1 protein-coding gene is annotated in these 304 nt (G+C 66.8%); it reads right to left on the minus strand.

What is annotated here, in order from left to right; translation table 11 throughout:
* Window positions 1-304: radical SAM protein (locus CVH10_RS19340; RefSeq protein WP_146143104.1), on the minus strand; the 304-nt coding region annotated here is incomplete at both ends.

Raw genomic sequence — 304 nt, forward strand, 5'->3', positions numbered from 1 at the left:
ACTTCCGGCTCGACCTGTTTGCCCATGCCTGCGGCGGGCGTGCCGGGGCGGGGCGAATACATGAAGGCGAAGGCCCCCGCGTAGTTGACGCGCCGCACCAGATCCAGCGTGTCCTCGAACTCCCGGTCGGTCTCGCCGGGGAAGCCGACGATGAAGTCGCCCGCCAGCGCCATGTCGGGCCGCGCCTCACGGATGCGGTCGATCAGGTCGAAATATTTCTGGCGCCCGTGTTTCCTGTTCATCAGCCGCAGGATGCGGTCCGATCCCGCCTGAACCGGCAGGTGCAGATAGGGCATCAGGGCGT

The organism is Halomonas sp. ND22Bw (genome assembly GCF_003011945.1).
Classification (GTDB): domain Bacteria; phylum Pseudomonadota; class Gammaproteobacteria; order Pseudomonadales; family Halomonadaceae; genus Halomonas; species Halomonas halophila.